General features: G+C 63.9%; 20 protein-coding genes. 9 read left to right on the top strand and 11 right to left on the bottom strand.

What is annotated here, in order from left to right:
- Nucleotides 1-157 precede the first annotated feature (157 nt).
- The 4 genes from P6U31_RS26205 to P6U31_RS26190 form a co-directional block, all read right to left on the bottom strand.
- The gene (locus P6U31_RS26205) at nucleotides 158-526 is read right to left on the bottom strand and encodes an avidin/streptavidin family protein (RefSeq protein WP_407184646.1); all 369 of its coding nucleotides are present in this window, start codon (nucleotides 524-526) and stop codon (nucleotides 158-160) included.
- A gap of 78 nt (nucleotides 527-604) precedes the next feature.
- Nucleotides 605-1,045 (bottom strand): CBS domain-containing protein, encoded by a 441-nt coding sequence (locus P6U31_RS26200; RefSeq protein WP_407184645.1) that lies wholly within the window; start codon nucleotides 1,043-1,045, stop codon nucleotides 605-607.
- A gap of 249 nt (nucleotides 1,046-1,294) precedes the next feature.
- Nucleotides 1,295-1,597 carry an HGGxSTG domain-containing protein gene (locus tag P6U31_RS26195; protein ID WP_407184644.1) on the bottom strand — a complete coding sequence of 101 codons (303 nt, stop codon included), beginning with the start codon at nucleotides 1,595-1,597 and terminating at the stop codon, nucleotides 1,295-1,297.
- Entirely contained in the window at nucleotides 1,594-2,250 is a 657-nt protein-coding gene (locus P6U31_RS26190; RefSeq protein ID WP_407184643.1) for a hypothetical protein, read from the bottom strand. The genes P6U31_RS26195 and P6U31_RS26190 overlap by 4 nt, the downstream gene beginning before the upstream one ends.
- A 448-nt stretch (nucleotides 2,251-2,698) precedes the next feature.
- On the opposite strand from P6U31_RS26190, the gene P6U31_RS26185 reads away from it, so the two are divergent.
- Nucleotides 2,699-3,682, top strand: coding sequence for a Bug family tripartite tricarboxylate transporter substrate binding protein (locus tag P6U31_RS26185; RefSeq protein ID WP_407184642.1), 984 nt, complete (start codon nucleotides 2,699-2,701; stop codon nucleotides 3,680-3,682).
- A gap of 40 nt (nucleotides 3,683-3,722) precedes the next feature.
- Here the strand turns inward: P6U31_RS26185 and P6U31_RS26180 are convergent, their stop codons facing one another.
- Nucleotides 3,723-4,184, bottom strand: a complete 462-nt coding sequence (locus P6U31_RS26180; RefSeq protein ID WP_407184641.1) for an NUDIX domain-containing protein — start codon at nucleotides 4,182-4,184, stop codon at nucleotides 3,723-3,725.
- A 107-nt stretch (nucleotides 4,185-4,291) separates the two neighbouring features.
- Between P6U31_RS26180 and P6U31_RS26175 the strand changes: the two genes are divergently transcribed.
- Entirely contained in the window at nucleotides 4,292-5,410 is a 1,119-nt protein-coding gene (locus P6U31_RS26175; RefSeq protein ID WP_407184640.1) for a DUF1236 domain-containing protein, read from the top strand.
- A gap of 41 nt (nucleotides 5,411-5,451) precedes the next feature.
- On the opposite strand, the gene P6U31_RS26170 is transcribed toward P6U31_RS26175, so the two are convergent.
- Nucleotides 5,452-6,414, bottom strand: coding sequence for a lytic transglycosylase domain-containing protein (locus tag P6U31_RS26170; RefSeq protein ID WP_407184639.1), 963 nt, complete (start codon nucleotides 6,412-6,414; stop codon nucleotides 5,452-5,454).
- 184 nt (nucleotides 6,415-6,598) lie between these two features.
- Here P6U31_RS26170 and P6U31_RS26165 point away from each other — a divergent pair, with 184 nt between their 5' ends.
- On the top strand, nucleotides 6,599-7,633 hold the full coding sequence (locus P6U31_RS26165) for a L,D-transpeptidase family protein (RefSeq protein WP_407184638.1): 1,035 nt from the start codon (nucleotides 6,599-6,601) through the stop codon (nucleotides 7,631-7,633).
- 8 nt (nucleotides 7,634-7,641) lie between these two features.
- Here P6U31_RS26165 and P6U31_RS26160 read toward each other — a convergent pair whose 3' ends face one another.
- From P6U31_RS26160 to P6U31_RS26150, 3 genes are all read right to left on the bottom strand, one after another.
- Nucleotides 7,642-7,917: a hypothetical protein gene (locus tag P6U31_RS26160; protein ID WP_407184637.1), complete on the bottom strand. Its 276-nt coding sequence runs from the start codon at nucleotides 7,915-7,917 to the stop codon at nucleotides 7,642-7,644.
- 78 nt (nucleotides 7,918-7,995) lie between these two features.
- Nucleotides 7,996-8,853 carry a VOC family protein gene (locus tag P6U31_RS26155; protein ID WP_407184636.1) on the bottom strand — a complete coding sequence of 286 codons (858 nt, stop codon included), beginning with the start codon at nucleotides 8,851-8,853 and terminating at the stop codon, nucleotides 7,996-7,998.
- A 148-nt stretch (nucleotides 8,854-9,001) separates the two neighbouring features.
- Nucleotides 9,002-10,192 (bottom strand): urate hydroxylase PuuD, encoded by a 1,191-nt coding sequence (locus P6U31_RS26150; RefSeq protein WP_407184635.1) that lies wholly within the window; start codon nucleotides 10,190-10,192, stop codon nucleotides 9,002-9,004.
- A 178-nt stretch (nucleotides 10,193-10,370) separates the two neighbouring features.
- Between P6U31_RS26150 and P6U31_RS26145 the strand changes: the two genes are divergently transcribed.
- Nucleotides 10,371-11,726: a PQQ-dependent sugar dehydrogenase gene (locus tag P6U31_RS26145; protein ID WP_407184634.1), complete on the top strand. Its 1,356-nt coding sequence runs from the start codon at nucleotides 10,371-10,373 to the stop codon at nucleotides 11,724-11,726.
- A 267-nt stretch (nucleotides 11,727-11,993) separates the two neighbouring features.
- Here the strand turns inward: P6U31_RS26145 and P6U31_RS26140 are convergent, their stop codons facing one another.
- Nucleotides 11,994-12,794, bottom strand: coding sequence for an SDR family NAD(P)-dependent oxidoreductase (locus P6U31_RS26140; protein ID WP_407184633.1), 801 nt, complete (start codon nucleotides 12,792-12,794; stop codon nucleotides 11,994-11,996).
- Nucleotides 12,795-13,043: 249 nt separating this feature from the next.
- Here P6U31_RS26140 and P6U31_RS26135 point away from each other — a divergent pair, with 249 nt between their 5' ends.
- From P6U31_RS26135 to cyoD, 4 genes are read left to right on the top strand one after another with little or no spacing between them, the layout of a single operon-like run.
- Nucleotides 13,044-13,877: a cytochrome ubiquinol oxidase subunit II gene (locus tag P6U31_RS26135; protein ID WP_407184632.1), complete on the top strand. Its 834-nt coding sequence runs from the start codon at nucleotides 13,044-13,046 to the stop codon at nucleotides 13,875-13,877.
- Complete coding sequence (gene cyoB / locus P6U31_RS26130; protein ID WP_407189948.1) at nucleotides 13,867-15,867, top strand: cytochrome o ubiquinol oxidase subunit I; 2,001 nt, start codon at nucleotides 13,867-13,869, stop codon at nucleotides 15,865-15,867. Before P6U31_RS26135 ends, cyoB begins: the two co-directional genes overlap by 11 nt.
- Nucleotides 15,867-16,508, top strand: coding sequence for a cytochrome (ubi)quinol oxidase subunit III (locus P6U31_RS26125; RefSeq protein ID WP_407184631.1), 642 nt, complete (start codon nucleotides 15,867-15,869; stop codon nucleotides 16,506-16,508). The genes cyoB and P6U31_RS26125 overlap by 1 nt, the downstream gene beginning before the upstream one ends.
- Nucleotides 16,505-16,891 (top strand): cytochrome o ubiquinol oxidase subunit IV, encoded by a 387-nt coding sequence (cyoD, locus tag P6U31_RS26120; protein ID WP_407184630.1) that lies wholly within the window; start codon nucleotides 16,505-16,507, stop codon nucleotides 16,889-16,891. Before P6U31_RS26125 ends, cyoD begins: the two co-directional genes overlap by 4 nt.
- Nucleotides 16,892-17,120: 229 nt before the next feature.
- On the opposite strand, the gene P6U31_RS26115 is transcribed toward cyoD, so the two are convergent.
- Nucleotides 17,121-17,909 carry a thermonuclease family protein gene (locus P6U31_RS26115; protein WP_407184629.1) on the bottom strand — a complete coding sequence of 263 codons (789 nt, stop codon included), beginning with the start codon at nucleotides 17,907-17,909 and terminating at the stop codon, nucleotides 17,121-17,123.
- Nucleotides 17,910-18,110: 201 nt separating this feature from the next.
- Between P6U31_RS26115 and P6U31_RS26110 the strand changes: the two genes are divergently transcribed.
- The gene (locus P6U31_RS26110) at nucleotides 18,111-19,709 is read left to right on the top strand and encodes a GMC family oxidoreductase (protein ID WP_407184628.1); all 1,599 of its coding nucleotides are present in this window, start codon (nucleotides 18,111-18,113) and stop codon (nucleotides 19,707-19,709) included.
- The last annotated feature ends 4 nt before the right edge of the window (nucleotides 19,710-19,713 follow it).

Genomic DNA, 19,713 nt, shown 5'->3' with positions numbered 1-19,713 from the left:
AATCCGGGTGAGGGGCTGCGGCACCCAGTGAGACCAGAACCCCTCACCCGGATCGCATCTTCGATGCACTCCGACCTCTCCCGATGGGAGAGGTAGATCGAGGCGCTGAGCGCACATCGAATTGCTCAAATTTCGCCCCGCTTTAGATCATCGCGCTTCAGGTCCGTTCGAACGTATCGATGTTCGTTGTCACGGCGCGCCACCAGTTTACCGGCTTGAGCTTCGCCGGCTCGCCCTCCCTGGACGCACTCAGCACCTGGTCAGCGATCACGAACCAGGCGGTCTCCATCTTTGCGTGACGCAGCAATCCGGTATAGGAGACCGCGCGGTCGCCCGTCGCAGACGAGCCGACTGCGACAAAGGCGATGCAATTGCCCTTGTGAAAGCCGGTGATCGGCACCGCCTGGCCGTAAAAGCCGCTGTCCTCGAGCGCGGTCTCGAAGTTCCCCTCGATGCGGCCGTTCGCATCGTCAGTGATGCGCAAGATCGAGCCGAACTGATTTCGCCAATCGCCGACCCAGGCCATGTTCGGTTCTCCTCCGCGCGTCCATTTGGCCAGGCCTGCAGCCGGGCAACCTGAGCGATTCCCTGCGCGACGGCTGCCTCAGCCGGTTATCGCGCCCGCATGCTGTCCGCCTGCTTGCGAAATTCCGTGCAGCGCCTTCGCCGCACCGTCGCCCGGCTTGCATACGGCGATATCGCCGAGTGCGATGATGCCGACCAGCCGCTTGCCTCGATTGAGCACGGGCAGCCGCCGCACCTGGATCTCGGCCATGTTCCGGGTGACCTCGTCGATGTCCTGGTCCTCGTAGCAGTATCTGACGTCTGTGGTCATGACATTCCGCACTGGTGCGTCGGGTCCGAGGCCCATTGCGACCCCTCGCGTTGCGATATCGCGGTCCGAGATCATGCCGACAAGGTGGTCATATTCAGCCACGGGCAGCAGGCCGACATTGAGCGTCGCCATCGCCTCGGCTGCGTCCCTGATGCTGTCCTGCGGCGTGCAAAGCTGCACGTCGGGAGTCATTACGTCGCTAACTCTCATTGGAAACCTCCATTGCTGTTAGCCGGCCAACAAAATGCGCCAGCGGTCGTTCCTTGGGAACAGGCCGCAAATCGCGACGAATTCAAGAAGCAACGATGCTGACGCGTGCGAGCCAATCGCTGGCAGAGCTGGCACCTTCAAGCTGGAGCATGATGAAATTAGGTTCGGCGGGCTGTCGGTGATTTCCCCGACCGGGAGAGGTGGATCGAACCCTGAGCCCCCATCGATTCAACCAAAACTCATCCTGCCTTAGTCAGTCTGATCCCTTTCTGGCAGGCTGCCTGGCGCCATCTCCCCCAGCAGCTTTGCCGCATCGTCGAACAGCGCCCGGATCGCCCTTCGCTCCGCGATCCGTTCCTGTGTGAAGGCACCATGCTTGTGCGCATTGCGGTTGCCCCATGGCGCGCCCGATCCCGCGGCGCCGCCGTGCATGCGGCAGCGGAGCTTGCCTCGCACGGCCGGCGCGCGGCAGGTGAGCCCGCTTCGGGTCGCGGCGCCGCATCGCGGGCTCGCCGACATCGCGCTGATGTTGCGGATGGGCCTGGCACTCATGCGGTGGTGCCTCGCGTTGCCTCGACACGATAGTGTTCGCGTTCACTGAGGTCGCGGGGCGGGACCGGTCCTGCCTCTGTCCCGATGCCCGGATCGGCAACGATCAGGTGCGCCTGCTGCGTGAGATTGCCAACGATCGCGCTGCCGCCATCCTGCACCGAGAGATTCTGCACGGTGATCGGCCGTTCACCGTTGCCGCGGTGGCGATTGAGGGCCTCCATCTGGGCTGCGAAGGTGCGGGCCAGACGGGTCAATGTGCGTGCGATGCCTTCCTGCTGCGAGAGATCCTCGGTGAAGGCGAGGCGGCAGGCGGAGCGCATTGTGGCGACGTGAACGGACACCATCTGCGCCGTCAGCATTGCCTCGAGCGAATCCCTGGGCGCGATGCCCTTCATCATCGAGATCATGAAGGCGAGGTTGGCCTCATCGGGCTTCTGCAAGACCGCGCTGGCTTTCATCAACTGCCTGAGCATGCCATGCAGCGCATCGCGGTCGACGGCGCCGAGCGCCTCGGCCAGCAGCCGTTCGCCGGCCTGCGCGTCGGGATGCCGGATCAGGATGCGTCGCCGGGCGAGCTTGATCCGCGGGCTCGGCCTGCTGCCGTCATATTTGCCGACCGGTGTCGTGCTGTCGCGCGTCAGGGCTGTCGTCATGTCGATATGTCCTTATGCGCCCACGCAGGAGCGGGGGGCTCGCTGGGCGAGGCCGACCCGCGCAGCTGCCGTGCGGCGGTTGCGATGTTCAGATGTCGATGGAGGGCTTATGCGCGATCGAAACGAGGCAGCCATGGCCCGGTGGGCCGTGGACTTCACGGTGATCGCGATGATGCCATTATGCCCCTGATTTGCCCGACGAGTCAAAGCCGGTTTCGAAAAATACGAAGATCGTTGCCTCGGCCTAAGTCCTTGTTTCGACTGGGGCCGTCTACTGTGCATGGGGTTGTTTTCGCATTTTTTGGTGCGAAGGGGTGCGCATGTGCCGTGCGGCGGAATGCCGGCGCGCAAACGCGATTGCGAAATCCGGCGCGACCGCTATTCATGGAATTGCGTCGCATGAACAAGCCTGCACAAGCGGCGCTCACGAGGTCTCGGGAGAGAAGCAATGCAACGAACCGCCCGCCTGCTGGCCCTCATTGCCGGCTTGTGCGCCTCCGTGCTGTCGACGGAGGCCACGGCGCAGAAATATCCGGTGCGGCCGGTCAAGATCATGGTCGGCTTCAGCGCGGGCGGACCGGTTGATGTGGTCGCGCGCATCATCGGCGATCGCTTGGGCAGCAAGCTCGGGCAGCCCTTCGTGGTCGAGAACCGTGCCGGCGCCAACGGCATGATCGCCGCAGAGGGCGTCGCGCATGCGGACGGCGACGGCTACACCATGCTGGCCTGCAACTCGTCCACCATCACGCTGAACAAGACGCTGTTCAGGGATATCCGCTACGACCCGGAAAAGGATTTCGCGCCGCTCACAACCGCGGTTTCGGCGCCGCTGGTGCTCGTGGTCAATCCGGAGAATCCCAAGACGGCTGACATCAAGACCGTCGCCGACCTTGTCGCCGCGGCGAAAGCCGCGCCCGGCGCGCTGGCTTACGGTTCGGGCGGCAACGGCAATCTGGCCCATCTCGCCATGGAGCTGCTGAGCCAGAAGGCCGGCATCAAGCTGATCCACGTGCCCTATCGCGGCGGCTCGGCGGCCGAGGTCGGCATTCTCGCGCAGGAGGTGCTGGCGGTGTTCGATCCGCTCTCCGCCGTGCCGCTGGTCAAGGCCGGCAAGCTGCGCGCGCTCGCGGTGTCGTCGGCCGAGCGGCTGCCGGCGCTGCCTGATGTGCCGACCGTCGCGGAAGCCGGCTATCCCGGCTTCGACATCTCGTTCTGGGTCGGCTTCTTCATGCCGAAGGCGACGCCGGCGCCGATCCTGGAGACGCTGCACCGGGAAATCGTGGCGGCGGCCAAGGACCCGGCGATCGAGGAGAAGCTCGGCTCGCAGGGCGTGGTCAGCGTGCTCAGCCCGGCCGACTACGCCGCCAAGATCGCGAAGGAGACCAAGGAGCTTGCCGAGGTGGTGGCGGCCGCGAACATCAAGGCGGAGTGAACAGGCGCCCCGCGCGAATGGTCCATGGTTGCGGCGGTCTCTACTCGCCGCCGGCCAGCTGCGCCAGCCGATCGAGCAGCGGGCGTTGCCCTGCGTTGATCTTCTCGCGCGCCGCTTCGAGCGTGAACCATTCGGCACAATCGACCTCCGGGAAGGTCTGCCGCTTGCCGCTCCGTGGCGGCCACTCCATCTCGAACATGTTGCTGCGAACGCTGCGCACGTCGAGGTCGAGCTCGGCTGCGAATGCAGTGACGAGCTTGCCGCCGCGCTGCCTGACCTGACCAAGCTCAGTCAACGGTCTGGGCACCTCGAGCCCCAGCTCCTCGGCAAACTCTCGCCGCGCCGCTGTTTCCGCATCTTCTTCATCCGAATATTCCCCCTTGGGAATCGACCACGCGCCAGCATCCTTGTTGCGCCAGAACGGCCCGCCGGGATGAACGAGAAGGACCTCCAGCCTTCGGCGCCTTCGATAGACGATGATCCCGGCACTCTTCGATGGCATTGCAGGTTCCGTGCTGGAGCGGCCCAGCCTTCTCTCGGGAATAAGTGGAACTGGCGGATTTAGCGCAGGTTAGTAGCCCATGTTCATTTGATGAAAGGGAGTGAACCATGATCCGCCTGTTGGCAACCACCGCCTTGGGGCTGGTGCTGGCGAACGCCGCCTTTGCGCAGTCGCCCAGCACGACCACGAAGTCCGAGCAGACGCCGCAAACCCAATCGAATTCCACGACGCCGTCCACCACCTCGCCATCGGGCGCGACTGGTACGCAGACCACATCGCAGCCGGCGCAATCGCCGGGGACTGGAACGTCAGCGCAGAACACGCAGAACCCCGCGCCGTCATCCGGCGCTGCCAATTCCGGTTCCGGCACGTCCAACAATGCTGCGAACAGCACCGACACCTCGCGTCCGCAAAGCGGCACTGCGAACTCGGACACGGCCGGCAACCCGCCTGCGTCGCAGCAGAGCGCCAACCCGCCACCGGCGAATACCAACCAGGCGCAGGATCGGTCCAGTCCGCCTCCGACCAACAGCAACCAGGCCCAGCAAGCGCCTGCGGCGACCGGGACCAACCAGGCCCAGCAGGCGCCGACCAGCAATCAGGCGCAGGGCGAGCGGTCCGGCACCGGTTCACAGGCTGCGGCGCAAACCGACGTCAACCTCAACAAGCAGCAGGAGACCAAGATCAGCGCATCGATCTCGCACCTGAACGTGCGGCCGCTGACCAATGTCAATTTCTCGCTGAATGTCGGCACGGTGGTGCCGCGCGACGTGCAGCTCTCGACACTGCCGCCCGATGTCGTGGAGATCGTGCCGCAATATCGCGGCTATAGCTTTGCACTGGTGAAGGACCAGATCGTCGTGGTCGATCCAGCGACCTACAAAATCGTGACGGTGCTGCCGTATTCGGGGCAGTCGACCGCGACAACGACGACGACTACGCGCGAGCGTAGCGCCAGCAAGTTCTCCGATCGCGATCGCGAGGTGATCCGCAAGCATGCGAAAACGCGTGCCGAAGGGCGGAGCGAGGCGCGGACCACCGGCAGCACGGCGCGCAGCGAGATCCATGTCGGCGATCGCGTGCCTGACACCGTCGAGGTGGAGGAATTCCCGAGCACGGTCTATCGGGAGGCGCCGGATCTGCGCGAATACCGCTACATCCATCGCGACACCCGGACCTACGTCATCGAGCCCCACGAACGGCGCGTGATCGAGGAGATCGACTGACGATGGATCTCGGAGCCACTCAAGCGGGTGGCTCCGAACCGCTAGCCCGAAGGCCGTTCGCGTGATGCGAAGCGGACGGCGCGGGCTTTCGCGCTCTTTCCGGCCGCGCGCGCGGCAATCATGCTGCGCGCCTTGCCATGAGCAGAAGCGTTCTTCCGGAGCAAGGTGGCGAACCGCTTGCGGGCACGGTTCGCCGTCAGGCGCGCGGCGAGCTGTTCGGCCTTGCGCATGATGGTCGCGACTGAGGGCGTCAGGTTGACCGGAACCCAGGCGACGTCCTTGGCCTTCGAGAGGCTGCCGATGCCTTCGCAAGGGGCTTCGCGCGGCAGGTCGATCCGGATCGCAAGCGCGTCAGAGCGCTCGGTCCAGTCCTCGGCCTTGGTGCCGGTGATGATGCGCACATAGTCGCGCGTCTCGCGCGGCAGCTCGCTCTCCTTGGCAAGCCACTTCTGGATGCGGCCGGGACCTGCATTGTAGGCGGCTGCGGCAAGGCCGAGATTGCCGAAATCGTCGCGCAGCTTGCGCAGGAATTTGGCCGATGCCGGCAGCGCCTTCATCGGGTCAAACGGATCATCGAGCCCGACCTCGGCGGCCGTCTCAGGCATGAACTGCGCAACGCCCTGCGCGCCTGCGTGGCTGACCTCGTTGGACTTGAAGCGGCTCTCCTGCCAGATCAGGCGCGCGAAGAACGGCACCGGGATGCCGCTTGCCTCGGCGGCTTCGCGAAGAGCGTGACAGAATTGGTCTGTGGGCGACGGCGGCCCCTCGGCGACGGGCTCGGTCGGGAGTGGGGGCTCGATCGTTTCCTCATGCGCCGCGCGCGCGTTGGCGAGCTCGATCGCCTGCACGCTGGCGAGGAAGAGTTCGACCACAGGAACCAGCGGCGAGGCATGGTTGTTCTGAACAACGACGGTGTCGAAAGTTGATGTTTGCCGGGACACCGACGGATCGAGGTCGCACATCAGAAGCAGAAACGCGGCGCAAGCCGCGACGACAAATCGCATTTGCTGGGGCAACCTCGAACTGTGGGATGAACGGCCAGCGATGCGCCGGCGATAGGGAGTTCTTAACCCTCCGATTGCGGCAAAGCTGCGATCTCGTCGGTTCCTTCGGTGTTACTACGGTGTTCCCGGGAGAAGCTTCCCCGCGGTTTTGCGGATCATTGTTTGCAAGATGGGACGAGCGATCATGATGCGATGGATGCTTGGCGCGGTGATGTCACTGTGGTTGGTCTGCCCGGTGCTGGCGGGCAATCTCGATGCGAGAGCGGTGAACGACGCTGCGCGCCCCGAAAAGTTGCCACCTGCCGACAAGATCAGCGCGCCGGCGACGAAGCTTCAGATATTGCTCGATCGTGCGCAATTCTCGCCTGGCCAGATCGACGGCAAGCTCGGCGAGAATGCGCAGAAAGCGTTGAAGGCATTCGCCGAGCAGAACGGACTGAGCGTCGACAAGACCATCGCTCCGGAACTCTGGGATAGGCTGAATGCAGCCAGCGAAGGTCCTGCTCTCGTCGAGTACAAGATCACCGATGCAGACGTGAAGGGGCCGTTCCTGAAGAAGCTTCCCGCCAAGCTCGACGACATGAAGCCGCTGGAGGCGCTGAGCTACACCAGTCCGCTCGAAGGCCTCGCTGAAAAATTCCACATGAGCGAGGAGCTGTTGAAGGCGCTCAATCCGGGCAGGTCTTTCGACAAGGTCGGGGAGACGATCGCCGTGGCCAATGTGCCGGCGCGACGGGAGCTTCCTCGCATCGGTCGGATCGAGATCGACAAGACGCGCGCGACGCTGAAGGCTTACGAGGCCTCCGGTCGTCTGGTGGCGTTCTATCCGGCGTCAATCGGCAGTCCGGATCGGCCGACGCCGACGGGGACGCTGAAGGTCACAGGCACCAATGAGCAGCCGACCTATCATTACAATCCCGAGTACAAGTTCAAGAGTGTGAAATCCAAGAAGCCGTTCGACATCAAGCCGGGTCCGAACAATCCCGTGGGTGCGTACTGGATCGGCCTCTCGGCGCAGGGCTATGGCATCCACGGGACGGCCGAGCCCGATAGGGTCGGCAAGTCCGCATCGCATGGTTGCATCAGGCTGACCAACTGGGACGCGCGAGCGCTCGGCGAGAACGTCAAGCGCGGCACGCCCGTCGTCTTTCTCGACGCGCCGACGGATTCCTCATCGAGGCAGCAGAGCAAGACGGCCGGCACCCGCGCTGCGAACTAAGCCTCGAATTAGTCCTTGGGGAAATCCTTGCGCATCGCGATCTCGGCGGCATCGCCGGGCGACAGCACGGTCTGATCGAAGGCCGGTTGCGGCACCGTCATGATATCGTAGAGCGAGATGCCTTTGATGGGCTTGCCCATCAGCTCGCGGACGCAGCCGGCGAGCGTGCCGTTGTAGACAAGATAGGGCGGACCTCGATCCTTTTGCCTCTCGCCCTTCAGCGACGGCCACTTCTTCAGTTCGGCCGGCGCATCATAGGCAATCGGCGATCCTTCTTTGAACATGGGTTGAGCCCCGGTGGCTTGGACTGCGGGGAATCCTAAGGCCGCCGGGGTAAATCCTCGTTAAAGAATTGGTTCAAATCAGCCGGTAACGAAGGCGAGCAGGGTGCCGTTGGCCCTGGCGGGCGGGACGCAGATCGCGGGGCCACTGCGCACAGCAGTCGATCCCAGGGCTTTCTCCGTCGCCGCGAGGTCACCGCTGACGAGCACCAGCGCGGCGCCGCCGCGCTCGGCAAGGCCGGCGAGCGGCACGCCGGGATAACGCTTTCCGAGCTGCTCCAGCGTCAGATAGACGAAGTCGGCGCGATCGCCGCCGGAGGGCACGGTCACGGCGCCATCGGCCTCCGCCTTTGGCTCGCGGTCGATCAGCTGGCGGAGATGCGCAGCTTCTTTCGCCGGCTCAGGCGTTGCGATCAGCGTCTGCTTGATCCGCTTCGCCGCATTGGCGTGCTTCATGAGCTCGGGGATCCATACCGTCTCGCGCGTCTTGTGCTGGCAGGCGAAGATGCGCACGCCGCCCGGCGCTTCAGCGGTCGGCCACATGAAGGTGCGGAACTTGGCCGCCGAGACCGTGCCATCGGGCAGCGTGACCGGCCGCTCGAAATCGGTCGGACCGATCGGCGTCAGGCCACGTGCGCGGATCTCCTCCGCGCCGGCGGCGGAATCCACCGCGGTGAAGGCGATGCGCTCGATGCCTTCACCCCGCTTGTCGAGGAAGGTGCGTGCGGGCGCGTTGTGCTCGGTCGCGGCGAGCACGCCGAGCAGCTCCATATAGTCGGGGTCGAACATGATGGTGTAGTTGCCGGTGCCCATATGCGCGCTATGGGTGCCGCGCGGGGAGACCGTGAAGCCGAGCTGCCGGTAGTTCTCGGCGGCCTTGTCGAGGTCCTTCACCATGACCACGGCGTGGTCGATACCGATGACGTTCTTGAGAGCCACTGTTCTTTCCCGCGAATGCAAACCGATCTGAAGCCGCGCCGGCGGCGGTCGCTCCTGTCTACGCCGGATAGGCGACCATGTCATTTTCAAATCAGCCAGGGCATGCGGAATTTCGTTCCGCGAGATGTGGCCTCGACGCGTCACGAGCTCAGTGCGCCGTCTCGATATAGGCGGCCAGGACCGCACGCTCCTGGCGGGTCATTTCGGTGATGTTGCCCGGTGGCATCGCGCTGGACCAGGCCGCGACACGGCCGATCAGGCGGATGTTGCGATGGATGTGCTCGGGCGCATCGAGCAGGATGCCCTTCGGTGCAGTCGCGATCCCGGCCCACACCGGCTCGGCCGCGTGGCACATGCTGCACCGGGACATCACGATGTCCTCGACGGCGGCGAGCGTCGGTTGTGTCGAGAGCGCGGCGGTCTTCACCTCGCGCGGGCCGGCTGCGGAGAGGAAGAGAATAGCGACGACGCCCGCGGCAGCGACGCCCCATACCCACCACGGCGATTTGCGCCCGGCGTGCCGCTCGTTGAAGAAGTGGCGGATCACCGGGCCGAGCGCCAGGATGATCGCGACGATGATCCAGTTGAAGCGGGTGGCGTAGAGCAGGGGATAGTGGTTGCTGATCATCAGCACGACAACGGGGAGCGTCAGATAATTGTTGTGGACCGAGCGCTCCTTGCTGGCCTTGCCGAGCTTCGGATCGGGCGCCTGTCCAGCGATCAGGCTGGCCACGATCTTCTTCTGGTTCGGGATGATCAGGGCGAAGACGTTGGCGACCATGATGGTGCCGATGATCGCGGCGATCTGGTTGAAGGCGCCGCGACCGCTGAGCACATGGGTGAAGGCATAGGTCAGCGCGACCAGGAAGAGATAGCCGCCGATGGCAAAGGGCAATTCGCGCTGGGCAAGTCCGGTGCGGCAGGCGGCTTCATAGAGCAGCCACGCCAGCGCGAGACTACAGAAGCTGAACAGCCCCGCCTGGAATGGCGTGAGATCGAGGATCGACTTGTCGACCAGGAACAGGTCGGCGTCGAGATAATAGACCACCACCATCAGCGCAAAGCCGGACAGCCAGGTGGTGTAGGCCTCCCATTTGAACCAGGTCAGCTCGTCCGGCATCTGGCTTGGGGCCACCAGATATTTCATGATCCGGTAGAAGCCGCCGCCATGGACCTGCCAGGCTTCGCCCTGCACGCCATCAGGCAGGTTACTGCTGGGCCTGAGGCTGAGGTCGAGGGCGATGAAATAGAAGGAACTGCCGATCCAGGCGATCGCCGCGACCACGTGCAGCCAGCGGAGCAGCAGGCTCGCCCATTCCGATATGATGGATCCCCACATGATCATCCCATCAATTGCGACAGCGATGCCGCAGCTTTGATGACCGCAACCCCGCCCTTACAATGTGTCGCACCTATCTGCCGGGTTTTCCAGTACGATGGGTCGCAGCTTATGCACATCGTGCGTGCATCGGCTGATATGAGATGCAGCAAGGCTCTGATCTGACGCCGTGGCGTTGATGTTCGAGATGGCAGGCCGGGAGGACAAATTGAAGAGCGGATTTTTGTCCATCGCGCTATCCGCGGGGCTGCTGTTTGCAGGCGCTGCGCAGGCCGAGCTGGTGCTGCAGGGCAAGGACGCCTATGGCGATTGGCGGGCCGATAAGCCCGGAACGATCAGGTTGATCCGGCCGCAAGACCTGGTCAGGCCCGGCGCAACGCGGTCGGTTGCGAGTTCGTCGCGCGTGGTGTCGCGTCCGCCGGAAGCGAAGCTTCAGGTGCCGGCAGGCTTCAGGATCGAGCCGTTCGCGGAAGGTCTGCGCGCGCCGCGCATCGTGCGGGTGGCGCCGAATGGCGACGTGTTCGTCGCGGAAACGCGCGCCGGCAGCATCCGTGTGTTGCGCGCCGGGGAGGGCGGCAAGGTCGCGAGCAACGACGTCTTTGCCAGCGGACTGAGACAGCCCTTCGGAATCGCCTTCTTTCCGAACGGTGACAATCCGCAATGGGTCTATGTTGCCAACACCGACAGCATCGTCCGCTTTCCCTATCAGGCGGGCGATCTCAAGGCCCGCGGCAAGGCGGAGACGGTCGTGGCAAGCCTGCCGCACGACGGCGGCCATTCCACGCGCGACATCGTCTTCACGCTCGACAACAAGCGCATGCTGGTGTCGGTCGGCTCGCTCAGCAACGTCGCGGAAGGTCTGGGCACGCCGTCGGGCGGAATGGAAGCGTGGTCGAAAGCGCAACCGCTCGGCGCAGCCTGGGCCAGCGAAACCGAGCGTGCCGCCGTGCTGGCTTTCAGTCCTGATGGAAAGGAACGGAAGATCTACGCCACGGGTATCCGCAACTGCGTCGGCCTTGCGATCCAGCCGCAGACCGGTCTGCCCTGGTGCTCGACCAACGAACGCGACGGTCTCGGCGACGATCTCGTGCCTGACTACGTCACCAGCGTGAAGGAGGGCGCCTTCTACGGCTGGCCATGGTTCTACATCGGCAACAACGAAGACCCGCGCCACGCCGGCGCGCGGCCGGACCTGAAGGACAAGGTGACGGTGCCCGACGTGCTGATCCAGCCGCATTCGGCCTCGCTCGGCATGGCCTTCTATCAGGGCACGCAGTTTCCGTCCGAATACCAGGGCGACGCCTTCGCTGCCGAGCACGGCTCGTGGAATCGGTCGAAGCGCACCGGCTACAAGGTGATCCGCATCCGGATGAAGGACGGCAAGCCGACCGGCGAGTATGAGGATTTCGTCACGGGGTTCGTGGTGAGCGACATGGAGGTTTGGGGCAGGCCAGTGGGCGTAGCGGTCGCCAAGGACGGATCGCTGCTGGTCTCGGAGGATGGCAACGGCACGATCTGGCGGGTGACGCACTGATCTTACCCTTCCCCCTCCGGGGCAGGAGAATCGCATGTGGCTCTTTTGCACGAGCTGAGCGCGCGCCTCGTCCTTCAGACGACCGCTTTCAGCGGTCTCCTCAGGATGAGGCGAAGCGGCATCGGAGCCCGTCGAAACCAGCGAAACGCACTCGGTCCTCATTCTGAGGGCCCGCCAACGGCGGGCGTCTCGAAGGATGGCCGCACGCGATATCACTCTCATATGCGATAGCCCTGGCCTCCAGGGGAGGGTGAGGTTAGCTCGCTTCTACCCCCGTCGCACGCTCGCGCCGCCATCGACCGGCAGCGTCACGCCCGTGATGAAATTGGCTTCGTCCGACGCCAGGAACAGCGCGGCGTTCGCGACGTCCCAGCCCGTTCCCATCTTCCTGCGCAGCGGCACCTTGCTGTCGCGTTCGGCTTCGACCTCGGCGCGGGTCTTGTGCCATTCGCGGGCGCGCGTGTCGACGGCCATCGGCGTGTTCATCAGGCCGGGCAGGATGACATTGGCGCGGATGCCGTATTCGGCATTCTGGTAGGCAAGCTGCTCGGTGAAGGCGATCATCGCAGATTTCGTGGCCTTGTAGGCAACGTAAGGATAGGTCGTGATTGCGGCCATCGAGGAGATGTTGATGATGGCGCCGCTGGCTTGCGCGCGCATGATCGGGATCACTTCCTTCGCAGCGAGAATGCAGCTCTTCAGATTGATGGCGACGACGCGGTCGAAGGCTTCTTCGGTCAGTTGAAGGAGTTCGGCATCGCCGCCGGCCAGGCTGACGCCGACATTGTTGTGCAGCACGTCGATCCGGCCCCAGCGCGATTGCGCGTCCTTGACCATCGCCTTGATGTCGGCCGACTTCGTCACGTCGGCCTTGAAGGCCGCGGCGGTGCCCTGCGCCGCCGTGATCATCGCGACCGTTTCCTGTGCGGACTCCAGATGGTGGTCCACGCACAAGACCTTCGCACCTTCGCGCGCAAAGGTCAGCGCGGTGGCGCGGCCGTTGCCCATGCCTTCACCGGGGCTCTGCCCGGCCCCGACGACGATCGCGACCTTGTCCTTCAGGCGCATCTCAGTTCACTCCCTGGATCGGATGCTTCTCATTATTTTCGTGCAGATTAGCAATCGGCCCGGCCGGAGAGAAGGCGCGCCTTCTGCGTTCATGTCATTGACATCACATGGAATTGCATGTCGGGCCGGACGCCTTGCCGACGGCTGCCCCCGCGGTTCAGGAACCGATGTCACGCGATCGCGTTTGTTGCGGAGCCTTTCCCGCGCTAGGCTCTGTCCCGGGGCTTCCCAACCGCCAGTGGCTTGCCGATGAACCTGCTCGATCCGCAAGGGCCTGTGGCTGCAGCCAACAGCACCATCCTGGTCGATTCCGTCTTCATCATGCTCGTGATCGTGGTGCCGACCATTGTCGCGATCCTGGCCTTTGCATTCTGGTTTCGCGCCTCGAACACCAAGGCGCGCTACCAGCCTGACTTCGTCTATTCCGGCCGCGTCGAGATGGTGGTGTGGTCGATCCCGGCACTCACCGTGATCCTGCTCGGCGGTGTCGCCTGGATCGGCTCGCATCAGCTCGATCCCGCCGCACCCGTGCCGGGCACCGGCAGCCCGGTGCGGATCCAGGCCGTCTCGCTCGACTGGAAATGGCTGTTCATCTATCCGGACCAGCGCATCGCCACCGTCAATACGCTGACGGTGCCGGCCGGCGCCGAGCTGAACTTTCAGCTGACGTCGTCGAGCGTGATGAACACGTTCTTCATCCCGCAGCTCGGCAGCATGATCTATACCATGAACGGCATGGTGACGAAGCTGAACCTGCGCGCCGACAACGAAGGCAAGCTGCAAGGACTGTCGGCGCATTTCTCCGGCGACGGCTTTCCCGACATGATGTTCGATGTCGACGTGATCTCCCCGCTTGCGTTTCCGGATTGGGTGGCAGGCACGGCGAAGACCGATGCCGTGCTGAACGAGGACAGCTACAGGAAGCTGATGCAGCAGGGCGTCGAGAAGGGCCGACCGACCTATCGCCTCGACGATCCGCGCCTGTTCGACTTGATTGCAACCCAGCACATTCCGCCGGGACCCGGACCGGAGCTGATCTCCGATGCCGGTCGTCCGCATATTGGAGGCCATGATGCTCGGTAAGCTCGATTGGTCGGCCATTCCGTTCGATCAGCCGATTCCGCTCGTCGCAGGCGCGGTGGTGCTGGTCGGGATCCTTGCGGTGCTGATATGGGTCGTGGTCAAGGGGCATCTGCCCTATCTCTGGCACGAATGGATCACCAGCGTCGATCACAAGCGGATCGGCGTCATGTACATCCTGCTGGCCTCGGTGATGCTGCTGCGCGGCGGCAGCGACGCCATCATGATGCGAATCCAGCAGGCGGTCGCCTATCAGTCTCAAGGATACCTGCCGCCGGAGCACTACAACCAGATCTTCTCGGCGCACGGCACCATCATGATCTTCTTCGTGGCGATGCCGTTCGTAATCGGGCTGATGAACCTCGTCGTGCCGCTTCAGCTCGGCGTGCGCGACGTCGCGTTCCCGACGCTCAATTCAGTCGGTTTCTGGCTGACCGCGACCGGCGCGCTATTGGTCAATATCTCGCTCGTGGTTGGTGAATTCGCGCGCACCGGCTGGCTCGCCTTTCCGCCGCTGTCGGAATTGTCCTATTCGCCCGGCGTCGGCGTCGACTATTACGCCTGGTCGCTCCAGATCTCCGGCGTCGGCACGCTGGTCGCCGGGATCAATCTCGTCACCACGGTGCTGAAGCTGCGCACCAGGGGCATGAACTATCTGCGCATGCCGATGTTCTGCTGGACCACGCTGGCCTCGAACCTCCTCATCGTCGCGGCCTTTCCGATCCTCACCGCGACGCTCGCGATGCTGCTGCTCGATCGCTATCTCGGCTTCCATTTCTTCACCAACGAGGCCGGCGGCAATGTCATGATGTTCATGAACCTGATCTGGGCCTGGGGACATCCCGAGGTCTACATCCTGGTGCTGCCCGCGTTCGGCATCTTCTCCGAGGTGGTGTCGACCTTCTCCGGCAAAGCGCTGTTCGGCTATCGCTCCATGGTGCTTGCGACGATGGCCATCTGCGTGATCTCCTTCATGGTCTGGCTGCACCATTTCTTCACGATGGGCGCGGGGCCCGATGTCAACGCAATCTTCGGCATCGCCAGCATGATCATCGCCATCCCGACGGGGGTGAAGATCTACAACTGGCTGTTCACGATGTATGGCGGCCGCATTCGTTTCGCGACGCCGATGCTGTGGTCGGTCGGCTTCATGGTCACCTTCATCATCGGCGGATTGACGGGTGTCCTCGTCGCGGTGCCGCCGGCCGATTTCATGCTTCACAACAGCATGTTCCTGGTCGCCCACTTCCACAACGTCATTATCGGCGGCGTGCTCTTCGGTGCCTTCGCCGGCTTCGAATACTGGTTTCCGAAGGCGTTCGGCTTCCGTCTCGACGAGCGTTGGGGCAAGGCGGCGTTCTGGTTCACCTTCCTCGGCTTCTATATCACTTTCATGCCGCTCTACATTGCCGGCATGCTCGGCATGACCCGCCGCATGCAGCACTACGACGTCGCGGCGTGGCGGCCCTGGATGATCATTGCAGCGGTTGGCATGGCCGTGTTGACGATCGGCGTGATCTGCCAGATCGTGCAGCTCGTGGTCAGCATCCGCAATCGCGAGGCGCTGCGCGACCGCACCGGCGATCCCTGGGATGGTCGCACGCTGGAATGGGCGACCGCGTCGCCGCCGCCGGTGTTCAATTTCGCCTTCAATCCCGATGTGCGCGGAGAGGATGCCTATTGGGACATGAAGGCTCACGCCAAGCAGCAATCGCTCGAGCATGAGAGGCCGGAATATCAGGACATCGAGATGCCACGGAATTCCCCGACCGGCTTCGTCTGCGCCTTCTTCGCCACCATCATGGGCTTTGCGCTGATCTGGCATATCTGGTGGATGGTGATCCTGGGTGGCCTCGGCGCGTTCGCGACCTTCGTCGTGTTCGCCTGGCGCGACCATGACGAATACGTCATCCCGGCCGAGGAGGTCGCAGCAATCGACCGTGTCAATATCGAGGAGCGGCGCAGCCTCGTCAGCATGGCGGGAGCGGTCTGATGGCGATGATCGCGACCGCCGGCCACGCGCACGCCGATCCCCATCATATCGGGCTCGTCATCGAACATCCCGGACCAGCGCCAAAGCGGATCGTGACCGCTTACGGTTTCTGGATCTTCCTGCTTTCCGACATCGTGATGTTCTCCTGCTTCTTCGCGGCCTATGCGGTGTTGTCCGGCCAGACGGCTGGTGGCCCGAAGGGCTCGGAGATTTTTGAACCGCGAAACGTTGCGATCGAGACGGTCTGCCTGCTGCTGTCGAGCTTCACCTGCGGCATGGCGAGCATTGCCGCAGATGTCCGCAACCGGTTCTGGTTCTATCTCGGCATGGCCGTGACCTGCGTGCTCGGACTCATTTTCCTGGCCATCGAGTTCCGCGAATTCGCCGATCTCGTCGCCCGCGGCTACGGCCCGTCGCGCAGCGCGTTCCTGACCGCGTTCTTCTCGCTGGTCGGCTGTCACGGCCTGCATGTCTCCGCAGGTGTGCTGTGGCTTCTCACCATGATGGCCCAGGTCTTTGCCAAGGGCTTTCGCGCCGACATCTTGCGCCGGATGACGTGCTTTGCCCTGTTCTGGCACGCGCTCGACATCATCTGGGTTGCAGTTTTCTCCGTCGTCTATCTGCTTGGGAGTGGCGCATGAGCGATCAGACCCACGCGCGGACCGACCACGACCTCGCGCCGGGCGAGGAAGAGCAACACAGTGTCGGCGCCAGGATCCTCGGTTACGTCGTGGGGCTCGCGTTGGCGCTGCTGCTCACGGCGACATCGTTCTTTATCGCCGGCACCGATCTGGTCTGGCAACCCTCGATACCCGTCGCGCTGATCGTGCTGGCGATCGCTCAGATGGGTGTGCACCTGGTGTTCTTCCTGCACATCACCACGGGCCCCGACAACACCAACAACGTGCTGGCGCTCGCCTTCGGGCTGCTGGTGGTCTTCCTTGTGGTCGGAGGTACCGTCTGGATCATGGCGCATCTGAACGCCAACATGCCGCCAATGGACCAGATCATGATGCGGCAGTAGCCGGAGCCGCGGCAGAGCCGCCCAAAAAAGAAGAGCCGCTCGTGATGACAAGCGGCCCAAGTCTAGGGAGGAAACGCCCAAGCAAAGACAATTCGATGAGAATCATCTGCCAAGGAAACGCTCGCGCGAAGCGCTTGCGTATGTTGATAAGTGCATCAACTCGGGACGAAGTTCAATTCCGGATCAATACGGTCCCGAACTACCACTCACGGATGCGTGAACCCCTTATTCACCTTGGCCGGCGGCAATTATAGGCCTTGCGGAAGCCGGCGGCTTGGGCGTCCTCCTCCGAGCAGAACCAGCGGTCCGGCTTGGTGGTCGCCGGGTAGCTCGGGCACCCCCGCAGGTGATAGATGCCGATATTACCGGTGACGCGCGCGCGCACCGCGAGCTTGCCCTTGATGCTGCAGCTCGGCGGCATCGTCAGCTCCTCCGGGAACAGCACCGCGCGAATTTCCTTGTCGCGGTCCTGGCGGCAGGCAGCGCCCAGGAGTGCGCCATCCTTCTTGCCGGCGCGGAAGTCTTGCGGCGCAACAAAGCAGCCCTTCCAGATTCCCACCGAGGCCGTCTTGGCTTCGGACGCCGCCGGCTTGACGTTCGCCTTGATCGGCTCCCGCGCGACGGCAAAACCGAGCTTGATTAGCTGCTCGTTCAGGCTGGCCTTGTCGCCCTCGGCGGTGCAGATCGCCCGGTGCCGCTTGCCGAAGCTCTTCTCCGGTCCGACATCGTCGCATCGCACGACGCGGCCCTTGATCAGCTTCGCGAGCTGGTCGCGGGCCTCGATACCGCAGGTCCAAGCATCGGCGTGGTCGTCGATGCAGACCTGATCCAGCTCGGGCGCGTCGACGCCGTCGAGCCGGTAGGTGACGTCGCCGAGCTGGACCGAATTGCCGTCGCGGACCGTCGCGGCGGCCGTCAGCGCGGAGGCTGGCTCGAATGAGACCAGAATTCCGGACAATGCGAAGAATGAAACGAGCGCAAAAGCGCGGGCGGCGGCAAAGACATTTCGGAAGGACATGCGGTCTCGCTATCGATGGCTCGGTCCGCCTGTTCCTAGCATCCGGATATGGCGATACCAATGGTCTGCACCCTGCGAAGTGCGACATTCCGGCCTCGCGGCTTTACTCGCCACCCGCTCTGATCCTATCGTTTGCCGGCCTTGCGGATCGCGAAGGCCGAATCGCCCGGAAAGCGGCGAGGGCGGGAGGACAAGGTTACGATGAAAGACCCCGTGGACGTCCTGATCATCGGCGCCGGCGCTTCGGGTGCGGCGGTGGCATGGTCGCTGGCCGAGACCAAGATGCACATCGTCTGCCTGGAGCAGGGCGGCTGGATGAACCCCGCGGAATATCCGAGCACGGGCCGCGACTGGGAGGCCAAGTTCTACGGCGAGTGGTCGTCGAGCCCCAACGTCCGCGGCCGGGCCGAGGATTATCCGATCAACGACGACAATTCGCCGATCAAGGTCGTCAACTACAACGCCGTCGGTGGCTCGACCGTGATGTACACTGCGCATTGGCCGCGGCTGCACCCCTCCGACTTCAAGGTGAAGACGCTCGACGGCGTCGCCGACGACTGGCCGATCGACTACGACGCGCTGACGCCGTTCTTCGAGGAGAACGACCGCATGATGGGCACATCGGGCCTGTCGGGCGATCCGCTCTCGCCGTTGACGCATCCGCCGATGCCGCAGCAGCCGCTCGGCCTGTCCGGCGCCATCATCGCCAAGTCCATGAACAAGCTCGGCTGGCACTGGTGGCCGTCGGACACCACGGTTGCGACCATGGACTATGAGGGGCGGGCGCGCTGCATCAACCTCGGCCACTGCACGCCGGCCTGCGCGCAGGGCGCGAAGTCTTCCACCGACATCACCTATTGGCCGCATGCGATCCGCGCCGGCGTCGAGCTGCGCACCCATTGCCGGGTGCGCGAGATCACCACCGACGAGAACGGCATGGCCTCGGGCGTGGTCTATTACGACAAGGACGGTGTCGAGCAGTTCCAGCCCGCGCATGTCGTCATCATCGCCTGCAACGGCGTCGGCACGCCGCGGCTGCTGCTCAACTCCGCATCGGGGCGATTCCCCAACGGTCTTGCCAATTCGTCGGGCCTCGTCGGCAAGAACCTGATGTTCCACCCCTATGCGCAGATCTACGGCTACGTGAAGGAGCCGACCGACTCGAACCGCGCGCCGCCGACCTGCCTGTGGAGCAAGCAGTGGTACGACACCGACCTGTCGCGCGGTTTCGTGCGAGGCTATGGCGTCCAGTTCGTGCGCGGGGCAGGGCCGGTGTTCGAGGCGGTCGTCAGCGAGCAGAAGGGCATTCTGCCTTGGGGCGAGGATCATCACCGCGTCTTCCGCAAGCTCAACGGCCATCGCCTGGGTTTCTCCGCGATCTGCGAGGATTTGCCGGAGGAGCATAACCAGGTCACGCTCGATCCCGTCTTGAAGGACAGCCACGGCATTCCCGCGCCGAAGATCGACTACACGATCAGCGAGAACAGCCGGAAGATGATGGAGCATGCGCTGGCTCGGGGACGTGAGTTTCTCGAGACCGCAGGGGCCACCGATATCTGCGTCAACTCGCCGATCCCGTGGGGCGGCTGGCACCTGCTCGGCACCGCGCGGATGGGCACCGACCCCGAGCGCTCCGTCGTCAACGAATGGGGCCGCACCCACGACGTGAAAAACCTCTTCATCGTCGACGGCAGCATCTTCGTCACGTCGGGCGGGGTGAACCCGACCTCCACCATCCAGGCTCTCGCGCTCTACATCGCCGACCAGATGAAGCAGCGCCTAGCCAATTTGTTTGATTAGAGGC

This window comes from Bradyrhizobium centrosematis, assembly GCF_045571495.1.
GTDB lineage: Bacteria > Pseudomonadota > Alphaproteobacteria > Rhizobiales > Xanthobacteraceae > Bradyrhizobium > Bradyrhizobium centrosematis.
This window is presented reverse-complemented; position numbering and strand designations above follow the sequence as displayed.

Coding starts and splice junctions, on each gene's coding strand:
- P6U31_RS26150 (WP_407184635.1), bottom strand. CDS start 10,192: ATGTGGGGATCCATCATATCGGAATGGGCGAGCCTGCTGCTCCGCTGG.
- P6U31_RS26180 (WP_407184641.1), bottom strand. CDS start 4,184: ATGCCATCGAAGAGTGCCGGGATCATCGTCTATCGAAGGCGCCGAAGG.
- P6U31_RS26190 (WP_407184643.1), bottom strand. CDS start 2,250: ATGACGACAGCCCTGACGCGCGACAGCACGACACCGGTCGGCAAATAT.
- P6U31_RS26145 (WP_407184634.1), top strand. CDS start 10,371: ATGTTCGAGATGGCAGGCCGGGAGGACAAATTGAAGAGCGGATTTTTG.
- P6U31_RS26115 (WP_407184629.1), bottom strand. CDS start 17,909: ATGTCCTTCCGAAATGTCTTTGCCGCCGCCCGCGCTTTTGCGCTCGTT.
- P6U31_RS26200 (WP_407184645.1), bottom strand. CDS start 1,045: ATGAGAGTTAGCGACGTAATGACTCCCGACGTGCAGCTTTGCACGCCG.
- P6U31_RS26160 (WP_407184637.1), bottom strand. CDS start 7,917: ATGTTCAAAGAAGGATCGCCGATTGCCTATGATGCGCCGGCCGAACTG.
- P6U31_RS26175 (WP_407184640.1), top strand. CDS start 4,292: ATGATCCGCCTGTTGGCAACCACCGCCTTGGGGCTGGTGCTGGCGAAC.
- P6U31_RS26110 (WP_407184628.1), top strand. CDS start 18,111: ATGAAAGACCCCGTGGACGTCCTGATCATCGGCGCCGGCGCTTCGGGT.
- P6U31_RS26195 (WP_407184644.1), bottom strand. CDS start 1,597: ATGAGTGCCAGGCCCATCCGCAACATCAGCGCGATGTCGGCGAGCCCG.
- P6U31_RS26185 (WP_407184642.1), top strand. CDS start 2,699: ATGCAACGAACCGCCCGCCTGCTGGCCCTCATTGCCGGCTTGTGCGCC.
- P6U31_RS26135 (WP_407184632.1), top strand. CDS start 13,044: ATGAACCTGCTCGATCCGCAAGGGCCTGTGGCTGCAGCCAACAGCACC.
- P6U31_RS26205 (WP_407184646.1), bottom strand. CDS start 526: ATGGCCTGGGTCGGCGATTGGCGAAATCAGTTCGGCTCGATCTTGCGC.
- cyoB (WP_407189948.1), top strand. CDS start 13,867: ATGCTCGGTAAGCTCGATTGGTCGGCCATTCCGTTCGATCAGCCGATT.
- cyoD (WP_407184630.1), top strand. CDS start 16,505: ATGAGCGATCAGACCCACGCGCGGACCGACCACGACCTCGCGCCGGGC.
- P6U31_RS26170 (WP_407184639.1), bottom strand. CDS start 6,414: ATGCGATTTGTCGTCGCGGCTTGCGCCGCGTTTCTGCTTCTGATGTGC.
- P6U31_RS26125 (WP_407184631.1), top strand. CDS start 15,867: ATGGCGATGATCGCGACCGCCGGCCACGCGCACGCCGATCCCCATCAT.
- P6U31_RS26165 (WP_407184638.1), top strand. CDS start 6,599: ATGATGCGATGGATGCTTGGCGCGGTGATGTCACTGTGGTTGGTCTGC.
- P6U31_RS26140 (WP_407184633.1), bottom strand. CDS start 12,794: ATGCGCCTGAAGGACAAGGTCGCGATCGTCGTCGGGGCCGGGCAGAGC.